The organism is Pseudomonas sp. DSV-1 (assembly GCF_035830915.1).
In the GTDB taxonomy this organism is placed as follows: domain Bacteria; phylum Pseudomonadota; class Gammaproteobacteria; order Pseudomonadales; family Pseudomonadaceae; genus Aquipseudomonas.
Genome location: NZ_JAYMYG010000001.1, coordinates 1,288,596 through 1,301,581 on the forward strand (window position 1 = coordinate 1,288,596; position 12,986 = coordinate 1,301,581).

General features: G+C 54.5%; 16 protein-coding genes and 1 tRNA gene. 12 read left to right on the forward strand and 5 right to left on the reverse strand.

Features of this window, described 5'->3' with window-relative positions:
- The 5 genes from VSQ83_RS06170 (at position 1) to VSQ83_RS06190 (ending at position 3,509) form a co-directional block, all read left to right on the forward strand.
- Complete coding sequence (locus VSQ83_RS06170; RefSeq protein WP_326398301.1) at positions 1 to 474, forward strand: translation initiation factor 2; 474 nt, start codon at positions 1 to 3, stop codon at positions 472 to 474.
- 153 nt (positions 475 to 627) lie between these two features.
- Complete coding sequence (locus VSQ83_RS06175) at positions 628 to 882, forward strand: YkgJ family cysteine cluster protein (RefSeq protein ID WP_133075623.1); 255 nt, start codon at positions 628 to 630, stop codon at positions 880 to 882.
- 47 nt (positions 883 to 929) lie between these two features.
- Complete coding sequence (locus VSQ83_RS06180) at positions 930 to 1,538, forward strand: START domain-containing protein (RefSeq protein WP_326425705.1); 609 nt, start codon at positions 930 to 932, stop codon at positions 1,536 to 1,538.
- Positions 1,539 to 1,802: 264 nt separating this feature from the next.
- Positions 1,803 to 2,144, forward strand: coding sequence for a ribonuclease E inhibitor RraB (locus VSQ83_RS06185; RefSeq protein WP_019827425.1), 342 nt, complete (start codon positions 1,803 to 1,805; stop codon positions 2,142 to 2,144).
- 642 nt (positions 2,145 to 2,786) lie between these two features.
- Positions 2,787 to 3,509 (forward strand): amidotransferase, encoded by a 723-nt coding sequence (locus VSQ83_RS06190; RefSeq protein WP_133075621.1) that lies wholly within the window; start codon positions 2,787 to 2,789, stop codon positions 3,507 to 3,509.
- 110 nt (positions 3,510 to 3,619) lie between these two features.
- Here VSQ83_RS06190 and VSQ83_RS06195 read toward each other — a convergent pair whose 3' ends face one another.
- The 3 genes from VSQ83_RS06195 to VSQ83_RS06205 all read right to left on the reverse strand — a co-directional run bounded on the left by VSQ83_RS06195 (position 3,620) and on the right by VSQ83_RS06205 (position 6,366).
- The gene (locus tag VSQ83_RS06195) at positions 3,620 to 4,591 is read right to left on the reverse strand and encodes a magnesium and cobalt transport protein CorA (protein ID WP_326425707.1); all 972 of its coding nucleotides are present in this window, start codon (positions 4,589 to 4,591) and stop codon (positions 3,620 to 3,622) included.
- 83 nt (positions 4,592 to 4,674) lie between these two features.
- Positions 4,675 to 5,457, reverse strand: coding sequence for a lysophospholipid acyltransferase family protein (locus VSQ83_RS06200; RefSeq protein ID WP_133075619.1), 783 nt, complete (start codon positions 5,455 to 5,457; stop codon positions 4,675 to 4,677).
- 219 nt (positions 5,458 to 5,676) lie between these two features.
- Positions 5,677 to 6,366 (reverse strand): crotonase/enoyl-CoA hydratase family protein, encoded by a 690-nt coding sequence (locus VSQ83_RS06205; RefSeq protein WP_133075618.1) that lies wholly within the window; start codon positions 6,364 to 6,366, stop codon positions 5,677 to 5,679.
- Positions 6,367 to 6,673: 307 nt separating this feature from the next.
- Between VSQ83_RS06205 and VSQ83_RS06210 the strand changes: the two genes are divergently transcribed.
- The 6 genes from VSQ83_RS06210 to VSQ83_RS06235 all read left to right on the forward strand — a co-directional run bounded on the left by VSQ83_RS06210 (position 6,674) and on the right by VSQ83_RS06235 (position 11,377).
- Positions 6,674 to 6,763 (forward strand) — tRNA-Ser (locus VSQ83_RS06210).
- Between the two features lie 164 nt (positions 6,764 to 6,927).
- Positions 6,928 to 7,446 carry a hypothetical protein gene (locus VSQ83_RS06215; RefSeq protein ID WP_326425709.1) on the forward strand — a complete coding sequence of 173 codons (519 nt, stop codon included), beginning with the start codon at positions 6,928 to 6,930 and terminating at the stop codon, positions 7,444 to 7,446.
- Positions 7,447 to 7,809: 363 nt separating this feature from the next.
- The gene (locus tag VSQ83_RS06220) at positions 7,810 to 8,985 is read left to right on the forward strand and encodes an acyl-CoA dehydrogenase family protein (RefSeq protein ID WP_133077885.1); all 1,176 of its coding nucleotides are present in this window, start codon (positions 7,810 to 7,812) and stop codon (positions 8,983 to 8,985) included.
- Positions 8,986 to 8,987: 2 nt separating this feature from the next.
- Positions 8,988 to 9,263, forward strand: coding sequence for a MoaD/ThiS family protein (locus tag VSQ83_RS06225; protein WP_133077884.1), 276 nt, complete (start codon positions 8,988 to 8,990; stop codon positions 9,261 to 9,263).
- 46 nt (positions 9,264 to 9,309) lie between these two features.
- A complete protein-coding gene (locus tag VSQ83_RS06230) occupies positions 9,310 to 10,101 on the forward strand; it encodes a hypothetical protein (RefSeq protein WP_133077883.1) in 792 nt (263 codons plus the stop codon).
- A 64-nt stretch (positions 10,102 to 10,165) separates the two neighbouring features.
- Positions 10,166 to 11,377: a ThiF family adenylyltransferase gene (locus VSQ83_RS06235; RefSeq protein ID WP_326425712.1), complete on the forward strand. Its 1,212-nt coding sequence runs from the start codon at positions 10,166 to 10,168 to the stop codon at positions 11,375 to 11,377.
- 102 nt (positions 11,378 to 11,479) lie between these two features.
- Here VSQ83_RS06235 and VSQ83_RS06240 read toward each other — a convergent pair whose 3' ends face one another.
- Complete coding sequence (locus tag VSQ83_RS06240) at positions 11,480 to 11,815, reverse strand: hypothetical protein (protein WP_133077881.1); 336 nt, start codon at positions 11,813 to 11,815, stop codon at positions 11,480 to 11,482.
- Between the two features lie 210 nt (positions 11,816 to 12,025).
- Here VSQ83_RS06240 and VSQ83_RS06245 point away from each other — a divergent pair, with 210 nt between their 5' ends.
- On the forward strand, positions 12,026 to 12,544 hold the full coding sequence (locus VSQ83_RS06245; protein WP_326425715.1) for a DUF4142 domain-containing protein: 519 nt from the start codon (positions 12,026 to 12,028) through the stop codon (positions 12,542 to 12,544).
- A gap of 62 nt (positions 12,545 to 12,606) precedes the next feature.
- On the opposite strand, the gene VSQ83_RS06250 is transcribed toward VSQ83_RS06245, so the two are convergent.
- A complete protein-coding gene (locus tag VSQ83_RS06250) occupies positions 12,607 to 12,903 on the reverse strand; it encodes a DUF6388 family protein (protein WP_133077879.1) in 297 nt (98 codons plus the stop codon).
- Positions 12,904 to 12,986: the final 83 nt, after the last annotated feature.

The window sequence follows — 12,986 nt, forward strand, 5'->3', positions numbered from 1 at the left end:
ATGAGAGCGACATTTTGTGTTGGCCTTATGTTGGTGGGCGCCTTGAGTGCGCTTAATGCTGTGGCCGCGACAGCGGCACCTGTACAACCTCCATCAACCTCCAGTCAGGCGCAATCTGCCCACTCGCCCGCCAAGCCTGGCGCCAGTGCGAAAAAGGCACCGGTCAAAAAGCGTGCACCCATCGCATCCAAATCCAAGTCGGCCCATGAAATCGCCAAGAAGCGATTGCCTGCGGCGACTCTCGACTTGCGTTTGCCGCCCGAGATGGTCAAGCAGCTGCATCCTTTGGGCACTGTTCCCATGCCTGTGCACAAGCCGTTGCTGCCCAACATGTTTGGCGAGAAACCCGCCGAAGACAGCCCTTTTCAGCTCAACGGGCGGTTGCTCAGCAATGAGATGAACCTGCAGTTGCGCAATGAGGCCCGTCACAATGAAATCGAAGGCGCTGCGCTGGATTTCGAGTTCAAGCAATAAGTGTCGAGTGCTCAAAAACAGGCTTCTAAACTGACTGCTCAGTCACTGTCGTTTATCAGCACATTCTGCTGAACGGTCAATTTCAAACACCTGTTCCAGCGAGTACTATCCCTTGTCATCAACACACTTTGCCCCGAATGAGGTGCTAACGTCATGAATTGCCGTGAAGGCTGTGGCGCTTGCTGCATCGCCCCTTCCATCAGTACACCGCTGCCAGGCATGCCCAATGGCAAGCCGGCCGGGGAACGCTGCCTGCATCTTTCAGCCGACTACTTGTGTGGTTTGTTCGGCCAGCCACAACGTCCTGCAGTCTGTGGCGACTTCAAGGCCGACATCGAGGTATGCGGCAATAACCGGGAAGAAGCCATTAACCTGATCGGTTGGTGGGAGCAGATGACCGCGGCATAGTGTGTTTGTGACCAGTGAACAGACCTTCAACAATAAGGAATAAGACAATGGGTTCGTTGCATCGAGTGGCATTGGTATGTGGTTTGAGTGTTCTGCTGGTGGGCGTGGCCCAGGCCGAAGACTGGAAGGTCGCCAAGGATCAGGACGGCATCAAGGTCTCGCTGAGTGAAGTCGCCGGCTCCCAATACAAGGCCTACCAGGGCGTGACGACCATCAAGGCGCCGCTGGCCAGGATCAGCAAAATACAGGAAGACGTGGCGGGCGCTTGCGCCTGGATCCATGAATGCCAATCGCAAAAGCTGCTCAAGCATGAAGGCGATCAGAGCTGGACCTACACCCAGTTCAAAACACCTTGGCCGGTCACCCCGCGGGACTCGGTGCTGCTGGTGACGACTGCACAGGGCGCAGATGGCAGCCTGACCCGTACGCTCAAAGGCATGCCGACCTACGTCCCGGAAGAAAAGGGCTTTGTGCGGGTGGCTCAGGTCAATGGTTTCTGGAAGCTTGTGCCTAAAGGCGACAACTTGACCGAGGTGACGTATCAGGTTCATACCGAGCCGGGCGGCAGCGTGCCTTCCTGGTTGGCCAACAAGTTTGTGGTCGATGCCCCGTTCAATACCCTCAAGGGGCTTAAGGAGCGTGCTGAAAAGCCATAACGCTGATCGGGCATGTCTGGTCCTGGGCAGCGCATCTGTCCAGGTGCCGGGTGCAGGTTTTGCAGGCAAGCGTAAAACCTGTTGAAATTCATGGCTTACCCCCTTGGCAGGCGCTGCGCCGTGGAGCTACTCTGCATCCAGACCAGCGAAGTAATCGACTGGCTCTGATCTTGTTCGCTACATGCTTATTACTCCCCTTGTCACGGCATACCTGCTGCCGATAGGGGAGCGCTGAATGTCTATCCATTGCGAGGAGGACGTTTCATGAGCACAGCCCATCAAGAAGACCTCAGCAGCTATGTGCTGCGCCGCATGAAAGAAGGCGGTTTTGATTTTTCACGCATCCATCCAATCGAGTTTTACGCGATCTTCCCGGACGAGGAGCGGGCGCGCAGGGCTGCAGGTAAATTTTGTGGTGAATCCCTGAACGCACAAATCAATGTGCGTGATGACGGGGCGTGGTATCTGGAATTAAGCAAAGTGATGTACGCCACCTATGGTGGTATCGGTGATTTTGAGCAGGACTTTGAAGCTGTCGTGGTACCCCTGGGCGGCATTATTGAAGGCTGGGGTGTAAAGCAGGAGGTGCGCGGCCTGTTGAATTGATAGATGTTTGACCGGTTAGCGGCTGGCCTCAGGGCTGGCCGTTCTGGTTTTTGTGCCAGGCAATTGAGCCCTCGCAACCTGTAGTCGACGAAGACGCGCAGCAGCTGCGCGTCTTCGGTATTTGGGCGAGTCTTTAGCCGATGACCTTGGTCAAGTTCGGCAAGATCAGCAGCAAGGTGGTAGCAAAGAGGATGAGTCCGGCCTGGCGTACTTTCGTATGTTTAAACATGGCTATCTGCCTTTTTTTGTTATTCCTGAACGACAATGCCTGCGCCAAGAGCGCCACGCCTTGAAAACAAAGCGGTCCTGACGACAGGCTTAACCTTAGAGCCCCCATAAGATATGGCTTAGAACCCTTTAACATCATTCAAGTGCAGTAAGTTTCTAAAACGCTATTAGGTTTCTTGAGTTCGCCCTGTCAGCCCGTTGCTAGACGCAACGGGCTCTTTGGTCGTGAATATTCTTAGCGCCCTACCGTTCGTCCGGGAGCATTGTCCAGCCAGGTTTTACCCTGCAAAAGCCCGGTGCCGTCAGGCTTGAGGGGGTATTACTACGTTCAGTACTTGCCATGAATTGCCCTTTCAAGGCAGGCTCTGTCGAGTTGCTATCACTACTTTCGCCTTTATCGTGCCAGGTACTTTTATGTCGCTACGCATCTGCATTCTGGAAACCGACATTCTGCGTCCAGAGTTTGTTGATCAATATCAGGGTTACGGGCAGATGTTCGTGCGCCTGTTCTCCACGCAGCCTATCGCGGCACAATTCAGTGTTTTCAACGTGATGCATGGCGAGTATCCGTCTGACGACCAGTCTTTCGATGCTTATCTGGTAACCGGCAGCAAAGCTGACTCGTTTGGTTCCGATCCCTGGATCCAGACCTTGAAAACCTATTTGCTGACCCGCTATGAACGAGGCGACAAGCTGCTCGGTGTCTGTTTTGGTCATCAATTGCTGGCGCTTCTGCTGGGCGGCAAGAGCGAGCGCGCTATCCAGGGCTGGGGTGTCGGAACCCATCAGTACAAGCTGGCCGCCAAGGCGCCGTGGATGAGCCCTGTGGTTGAAGAGTTGACGCTACTGATCAGCCACCAGGACCAGGTCACGGCCTTGCCGGAAAACGCCACGGTAATCGCCTCCAGCGATTTCTGCCCGTATGCCGCTTACCACATCAACGACCAGGTGCTGTGCTTCCAGGGGCATCCCGAGTTTATCCACGACTATTCGCGGGCCTTGCTTGACCTGCGCCAGGAACATTTGGGCGAGCAGATCTACAGCTCCGGCATCGCCAGCCTGGATCAGGACCATCATGGGCGCACGGTTGCCGAGTGGATGATGCGTTTTGTTTCGCACAAGCCGCAAACCGCCTGATACCCGGTTTGGCCCTTGTGGGAGCGGGCTTGCTCGCGATGGTTTCTACTCGGCATCGCTGATGCACCGAGTTGTTTGAATCGCGAGCAAGCCCGCTCCCACGGGGCAGGTTACAGCCAGCCAGAGCGCTTGAAGCTCGCCCACAGGCCGGTCACGCCCACCGCAATAAACCCCAGTACGCCGAAATAACCGTAATGCCAGCTTAGCTCCGGCATGTTCTGGAAGTTCATCCCGTAAATGCCCGCCACTGCAGTGGGGAAGGCCAAAATGGCCGCCCAGGCTGCGAATTTGCGCTGCACGATGCTCTGGCGTGAGGACTCCAGCAACACGACGATCTCAATCGTCTGGGTGGCGATATCACGCAGGTTGGTGAGGTCTTCCATCTGGCGGGTGACATGAATCTGCACATCGCGAAAATACGGGCGCATGTTCTTGTCGATAAAGGGGAACGTCAGGCGTTGCAGTTCTTCGCTGATTTCCACCATGGGCGCCACATAACGGCGCAGTCGCAGCACGTCGCGGCGCAGGCCATGCAAGTGCACGATGTCAGCTTCATTGAGGGCGTTGCCCATGATGCTTTGTTCAAGCTGTTCGATTTCGGCGTGGATGGCCTGGCTGACGGGCTGATAGCTCTCAGTCACGAAGTCGAGCAGGGCGTACAGGACAAAGTCCTCGCCATGCTCCAGCAGCAGCGGGCGAGCCTCGCAGCGCTGGCGCACGGACTTGTACGAAGCCGAGTGGCCATTGCGGCTGGTGATGATGTAGCCGTTGCCAGCAAAGATATGGGTTTCTACAAACTCCAGCTGGCCTTCATGGCGAATGGGCGAGTAGATAACGATAAACAGCGCGTCGCCGAAGGTTTCGAGTTTGGGCCGGCTATGTTGCTCAAGGGCATCTTCGATGGCCAGTTCATGCAGATTGAACTGGCGCTGCAAGTTGCTCAGCTCTTGCGCGTCGGGCTGCTCCAGACCAATCCAGACGAAGTGGTCGGGCTTTTTGGCCCACTGGATCCCTTCGTCCAGAGTGATATTGGTGACTTTCTTGCCTGCGCTGTAAACCGCAGCAGCAACAACTCTCCCCATAGTTCTAATCGCTTCTTCTTCAAAGGGTTATGGCACGAAGATGCAGCTTAGCGCGCAATCCACCACTTTGAGTCTACAAACGTTCAGAGGTTCGGGTTGGACGCAGTCGAGTTGCCCCCTGCCACGGGCGGCACGTGACGGTTTTGTTGGCTCAGCAACTCACGATCCATGGCTTCGATGCACTCGCGCATCTGCTCGTGGCACTGCTCCATGAGTTGCGGGATGTCGTCCAGAGTCAGGCCGGCGGTCGGGATCGCGGGCAAGGAGCGGATCTGGATATCGGCACTGTGCCAGCGGTTGAGCTTAAGGTGCTGGCTATAGGTGCTGACACACACCGGCACAATAGGCACTCCGGCAGTAATTGCCATCTGGAATGCGCCTTTTTTGAAGGGCAGCAGGGTTTTGCCCAGATTGCGCGTGCCTTCCGGAAAAACCCAGATGGACGTGTCTTTTTCCTGCAGGGTGCGGGTAGTGGTCAGCATCGATTTGCGGGCTTTCTGGGCGTTGCCCCGATCAATCAGCACGTTGCCCGCCAGCCAGAACAGTTGGCCGAACAACGGTACCCACTTAAGGCTTTTCTTGCCGATGCACACCGTGCGGTGCGGCACTACGTTGCCGAACACAAACAGATCGTAGTTGGATTGATGGTTGGCAATGACCACACAGCTTTGCGGCTTGTCCATCAACGGCCCAACCTCGGTCTTGAGCTTGTAGCCCAGGATCCATCTGGATGGCCAGGCATACAGTCGTGCGCACAGACGACTGTTGTCCGGGTTGAAAGGACGACAGATACCCAGCAGTACACCCAGCACGCCTGCGATCATAAAATGCAGACACATCAACAACATACGTATCGAAAGTAGCATTTACAGGCTCGCGAAAACAAAAGTCGGCGCAGTGTACGGATGTGCACTGTATTCAGCAATTACCCCGATACAACTAGGAGATGACTGAAGTTTAAGCAGTTGTTTCAACGTGCTGGTTGAGGGGCGGGCTAGAGATGTTCAGCAAGATATGGCTCAAGGCCAGGGGAGGGAGAATCCCGACCGCAGGCTGCAATCGGGATCCGTCGACAGGGGGCAGGGTCAGAGCGGGTGGAGTTGATCCTCCTCGATGGCCTTGTCCAGCGTCTCCAGCAGCGCTTTGCGTACCTTCAGTTTGGTGTTTTTGTGAGCCTTCATATTGATCTTCTTTAACTGACGGGCCACTTCGAGGGCGGCGGCCTGCAATTCTTCCGGCTTGACCACCTTGTCGAGGAAGCCTGCGTCGACGGCGGTGAGCGGGTTAAACATTTCGCCATTGATGACCGAGCGATGGAATGCGGATTTGCGCAGCCGGTCGCGGGCCAGTTCAATGCCGGCGTGGTGCATGGTCATGCCGATCTGCACTTCGTTCAGGCCGATGCTGAATGCGCCTTCGACGCCGATGCGGTAATCCACCGACAACAACAGGAATGCGCCCTTGGCCACGGCATGACCGGTGCAAGCGATAACCACCGGGAATGGGTGCGCCAGCATGCGGCGAGCCAGGGTCGACCCCTGCCTGACCAGCTCAATGGCTTGCTCGGGGCTGGCCGTCATCACCTTCAAGTCATAACCGCCCGAGAGAATGCCAGGTTGCCCGGTAATAATGACCACCGCGCGATCCTGCTCGGCGCGGTCCAGCGCGGCATTAAACGCAGTGATCACATCCGGTGAAATGGCATTGACCTTGCCATTGCTCAAGGTCAGCGTGGCGATACCGTCTTCCAGGTGGTAGGCAATCAAGTCACTCATGGCGCAATTCCTTGTTATGAAGTGGGGCAGACGTTACCCAGCCCCACGGCACAGGTAAAGGGCTATGACTGACTGGTGAGTCATGGGATTGGCCTTCACCCTCTATATAGAAGGCAGCGGGGCAGCGATCGGGGCCGAGAGAGCAGCGCGTCAGAACCGGAATTTGGCAGAATCACCCGCGAAGGGCATGCCTCAAAAACGACTATTTTCGTAAGCACATGAAAATTCTGAAAAAAACATTTGTCATATCGAAAGCTTTCGACTACATTAGCGCGCCTCGACAGACAGAACTTGTTTGAAGAGATACGGTGAAGTGTCCGAGTGGCTTAAGGAGCACGCCTGGAAAGTGTGTATACAAGAAATTGTATCGAGAGTTCGAATCTCTCCTTCACCGCCACATTAAGTAAACACAAACCCCTGATTTTCCTAGAGAAAGTCGGGGGTTTGTGGTTTCTGGCGTCTGGAAAAGGGCAGTATGGGAACAATATGGGAGCACGACCGCTGAACGGCCCGTATTCTGCTTGAAGGCTCTTCTTCGAACTCAAATGGATTTAGACGATTATGAAAGTGCTCCCCCTTGGTGTGCTGGTGTTGCTGACTGCAGGTTGCGTCCAGGTCCAGCAGTACACGCCCCCTCCCGGTGCCCCTCAGGCGCAGATCCGCAGCGAAATGGACGCTTTGAGCAATTATCGAAACTACCTGACCCTGACCGAAGCTCCGATTGTGGGCTGCAAGTACGGCAGAACCGTGGCGGTGAAGCCAGGTCGGCAATTGTTCGCCGTGCGGGACAAAACATCCCGGCCAGCAGGCTTTATCCCGGTAGAAGCGGCAAAACCCATCCATTTGGTAGTGGATGGCGCAGCGAATGCCGGCCGTAGATGCAAGATCGAATTCGTCAGCGAGTTCGCCCCGGCTGCCCGTTATGTCATTAAGGGAGGCATTGTCGAGAGCCCCGAGACTTACGATTCGTGCCAGGTCAAAATCTTCAACGAGGACACCGGAGCGCCTCTGTTGATGCTCGAGCCGGCAACGCTCAAGAACGATTGTGCTCTGGACAAGTTGCCGTTTACGGCGCGTTGATTGTTGCAGGAAAGGACGTGTAGTCGCTAACAAGCGGAGTGAGGCTGCGTCGGTCGACGCAGTCGTCGCACAATGTGCTGCTGCAAGGCACCCGCTAAATCCTAATGGCTGGATGTGTGATCGCCGCGCCAGCGGGTCACGTTAATAATGCCAACAGTCTCATCTTTAATAATGAGCGTTATCGGTAACTTAGAAGAGTATGAGCAGTGTCATATTTAACGGGTCGGGTTTATTTGCGATAAGGCGCCTTGCATGTTTTTAGTTCTGACCTAATATCTGTTCGCACTAAGCAGCGCGACACGATTCCAGGACCGGTTTTCTGTCGCGCCTGCTTTCCAATCGTTTGACGTAGAAGGAACTACGATGAATGTTGACTGGCAAGGTGCGGGTGATATTCAGGCTATTTTCGGTACACTGATCGACAAGGAGCTTAATTGCACCGTCGAAGAACGTGACCGTCTCTCTATTCCTATTTCCAACGCGCTGATAGAAAAGTTTGCACGGCGGGGGTTGTATAAATACAACTTGCCCGCCGTGTGGGGCGGTCAGGAAGTTGGTTATGCCCAGTGGGGCCGTGTGCTGGAAAAGCTCGGGTATTTATCCACGGACTTATCGTTTCCCTTTTTGATATCCGTGAGGATGTCATTTATTTCATTTTTAATTGCGGTGGGGCGGGAAGATATAAATAACGAATACCTGGTTCACCTGATTGAGGGTAAAACAGGTGGTGCATTTGCTTATACAGAAGATGCCGATGCTTTTTCTTTTGTCTCCCGTGCCGTGCCCTCTGCGGACGGTAAAACCTATACGGTTAATGCCGTGAAAAAGATCGTTACCGGCGGTGAGACGGCGAATTATTTTTTACTGTTTGTCCATGGTGATACCGCGGACATGCAAGTGTTTCTTGTGCACGCCGACGATCCGGGTGTTGTGGTGACACCGAGCGTAATGCATGGCTGTCGATCAACAGGGATTGCCTGTTTGACATTGACAGATGTGCGCCTGGATAAACACCGCTTGTTGCTGGCCACGGACGGCCTGAGTTTTGCGCAGCGTTATTTTCTTAATTGCAGGCGCTCATTGCAAACCACCTTGTTTTTAGGGCGCGCCCGCGCCGTGATTGAAACTACCGTGGCGTATTTGCAAAACACTGTGCGTTACGATCAGCAGTTGATCGATATGCAGCATGTTCAGGCCTGTATCGGTGAAATGTATATGGCGCTTGAGTCATCCCGCACCTTGGTCCATTACTCACTGGAGCGTCAGGTCAGGCAAGAGTCTGACGTGTACTGGGATGCAGTGGCTTCAATGGCCAAGTATCAGGCGGTGGAGGATGTGAACAGAATAGCCCTCCAGGCCCTGAACCTGACGGGTGGCTGGGGCTATACCGAAAGCAGCGGTATCGGCCGGGCGCACCGTGACTTTACGGCCCTGGTGGCAGGGGCCGATCCGCAGGAAAAGCTCAAGGTTGATATGGGGATTCGGATGGTGCACGACCTGGACATGATGTCCCGGCGTTCTTCAAAAAAGGAGAGTTGAACATGAAGATCAAGTTGTCAGGCAATTTGGCACGTTTTGTTAACTACAAAAAAGAGTTGCAACTGGAGGGTGATGGTATTCAGACCGTGGGCGATGCGCTGCACGCGTTGGTGGTGAGTTATCCGGTATTGAAGGACATTATTTTCGATAAGGATCGCAACGTTAAAAAAGGCTATTTGATTTCTTTGAATGGCGAAAAAGTTGACGCGGCAGCTCAGGTAAGTCAAGGCGGTGAGGGTGACTGTATTGATATTTTCACTGCGATAGCCGGGGGTTGATGCTATGCAAACCAGAACAATAAAGGTTTCCCATCCGGTAGAGTCCATGCTGTTTGGTCCTTTCCAGTTTCATGCCCATTCGCTGATGTTGCTGAGTTTCAGTTCGATGTGGTCCTGGGGCAGTACCTACCTGTCAGTTTCCTTTCCGGGGATGATCAGGGAATATCATCAGGGCATGGTGGCTGTGGGGGCCGAAGTTGAATATGTCGAACCTTTTGAAATGTTCTCGGCCGACGAGTTCTCGGTGTCGGTCGATGAGTTCAAGGTGCGCCAGGGCAACTCTGTGTTTCAAGTACTGCACCTGATTCGTGCCCAGGGCATTGTGGTTGCCAGGGTCAAGGTTCGCTGGAAACTGCTGGAACTGGATGGTGATGAAGCACTGTCCGCAACCCCAGGAGTTATTCGGCCCGCTTTTTTGCAAAAGTTTCTTCCCGAAGAAGTTGACCCTTCACGGGTTGAACGGCCTTTGCTGGCACAGCTGGAAAACTTGAAAGAGCATGGGCAACTCTGTGCCGAGTTTGAACATGACTTCACCCTGTTCCGACATCGCTGTGAAGTGGCTGATCAATGGGCGTTCTTTGAGTTGCCTACACTGGCCTCGGAAAGCAGGGAGTCATTAATAGATTCCCTGCAGGAAGACCCAGGTGAACTTGCCAGTTCACTGGGCTTGGCCCTGAATACTATTTACATGGAATGGCGTTGCCCTTTTTATCTTTTGGAAAAGGGCCGTGTTAAAACCCAGGCTTATCGGCTGCAGGGCAAACTGTATTTTGCACATCATGTTTTCAACCTGACGCGCGCCAATACATTGGCAGCGATCGTGATTGAAGCGTTTTAAATGCGAATCAGGTTTTTTGCCTGTCTCGTCAACCCGATCCTGAAAAAGTGAAGGGAGCAACACCATGAGCAGGGAGGCTAATGCGATCGAGTATGACCAGCTTACCGCGGGTGAGATGGGGATGTATTCCCGTCACTTGCTGATCCCCGCGATCGGCGTCAAAGGTCAGCTGGCATTGAAAAATGCCAGCGTACTAATGATTGGAGCGGGCGGCCTGGGGTGCCCGGCGCTGCTTTATCTGGCGGCTGCCGGGGTGGGGCGGCTGGGAATTATCGATGCCGACGAGATCAATGTGTCCAATGTGCACCGCCAGGTGCTGTTTCGCATCACCGATAAAGGTCAGAACAAGGCCGATGTCGCCAAGCGGCGTTTGCAAAAACTCAATCCCTACATCGAGATCGAAACCTGGATCGAGCGCTTTAACCTCGACAATGCCCAGGCACTTGTGGCCGATTACGACATCATTGTCGATGGCACTGACAACTTTACCGCCAAGTACTTGATCAACGATGCCTGTGTCTATGGCGGCAAGCCGCTGGTGTATGGCGCCATCATGCAGTTCGAGGGGCATGTCACGGTGTTCAACGCGCTGGATGAGCAAGGCCGTCGTGGCGCCAATTATCGTGATCTCTACGATGGTCCGCCTGACGCCGCGTTGGCGCCAAACTGTGCAGAAGCCGGGGTGCTGGGCGTGCTGCCCGGCATGATTGGCTGCTTTCAGGCCAATGAAGTGATCAAGCTGATTACCGGGATCGGGCGGCCGCTGATCAACCGCCTGATGGTCTACGACGCCCTTGAGGCCACGAGCCGGGAGATCGGTTTTTCACCTGTCGCCGATAACCCCCTCAGGGACCCGCTGCGCCCGCCAGTGCTGGAAGAGATGGCACAAGTCTGTAGCGCGCAAGGCGTCACCGATGACTTTATGCTGAGCATTGACGACTTTGCCGCGCTGATCGGTGAAACGTCGATCCATCTGATTGATGTGCGTGAAGGGCATGAGCGCGAACAGGTATCGATCGGTGGCGAACATGTACCGTTAGGGCGGGTGGGCGAGTGGGCAGCACAGTGCCTGGACGACAGGCCGATCGTGATTTACTGCCAGTCGGGGGTTCGCAGCCAGAAGGCGGCGAGAATCCTCGCGCAGCAAGCGCTCAGGTCACCGATTTTCAGCTTGAAAGGCGGTTTGAGTGCGTTTTTGGGCGCAGATAGCTATGCGCAGATGATGGCAGAACTGGTGTTCTGTGAATGTCCCATGAGCCATCAGGCTCGCATGTAAAAAACGTGTGGGTCAGGCTTGTTTGCGATGCAAATGCAGTGGTTTGTCTGGCATTCAGTCGCAAGCAAGCCTGCTCCCACAGGGTCGTGGTTAGCGCGATGATCAGGTAGACGGGCGATTGATATCCAGCGCCTTGGAGATGGCTTGCTCTGCCTCGACGAATGCAGGTGTCCTGCCAGCGTCGGCATAAATGTCTTCACCTTCTTCAACCCTGATGACCTCATTACCCTTCACGTATGGCATGGCCTCTTCCGCTTGCATGAGCGCACTGTGGATCAGGCCCCGGGTGATGGTGGCCTCATCCAGCCCGTAGGCTTGCGCGAAGGCCTTGATTTTGACCAGGTCATGTTTGTGCAGCTCAAGGGTGTATTCAACCCGCTCACTTGATTCCTGAGACCTGGATTCCCAGTTGTTGAGCATGTCCTTGAAGACGTCCATAAAGCTTCTCCTGTTTGACGGCAGTGTTTGCGGACAGTATGGCTCACGGTTCGCTGACATGATGGCAAGTCCAGCGCAGATCGTTGTTCGGCAAGGGCTGATAACTTGAAGTGCCACCCGTCAGAAAAAACGGTATTTATCTAAACCTTTGCTCCCACAGGCCTTCAGATCCTGTGCAGGGAATAAACCTGCCTTTTTTTGGAGGACGTGATGAGAACCCTGATTGGCCCTAAACGCTGGCTGGCAAGTTGTGCCTTGGTCTATTCCCTGGTCGCGACAGCTGCAGCATTCGCAGCCAGTCCGGCAGACTTTGTTGATGAAGCCCATGCAGCAGGGATTGCCGAGATTGAAACCAGCCGCATGGCGATCAGTAAAACCTCTTCGACGGACATAGAAAGCTATGCCGTGGAGGCAATCAAGGACCATACCAATGCCAACCGAGACTTGAAGGAGATTGCCAGCAAGCTGGACCTGCAGGTTTCCAGCGACGAGCAGTTACTGGACAGGGCCAAAAAGCAGATGCTTGAAGTGCAGGAGGGGGATTCTTTTGATGCGGCCTTTGCGGCCAATCAGGTTAAAACCCATGAAGAGACTATTGAGTTGTTCAAACAGCAGGCCAGCAATGCTGACTCGCCCGAGTTGCAGGCATTTGCCGAGAAATATTTGCCCAAGCTTGAAATGCATCTGGTGATGGCCAGGAAACTGATGGATGCCCATCACAAATCCTGATGCCTTGAAAAAACAACGCCCGGTGAGTGATCAACCGGGCGTTGTGTGTGCAGCTGGCTGGTTCAGACGGTGATTTCGTTGAAACCGCAGTACTCTTCCCAGCTCATGTCCAGCGCCTCGGCGACTTCCTGATGCACTTCAAGGCGCATGCTCTTGAGCTCTTCGGGGGAGCGTGCGATCAGTTCCAGCGCCAGCTCCCAGGCTTCAAGGCCGCGACTTTCGGCTTCGTCTTCAAAGGCCCACAGAATCTGCTGCTGGCGGTCCTCTGCGCTCAGATCTTTCATTTCTTCGATCAGTTCAGGGTGCGCCTTGATAAAAGTATCCAGGGCCAGTTCGTTACGGGATTCTTTAGGGATCATATGGCGTCTCGGATCGTTAGGGCGGCCTGCGTGGGCAGACCGTCGTCAGGGCGTTTTCTCGCATGCTAGCGAGTTAGCAATAC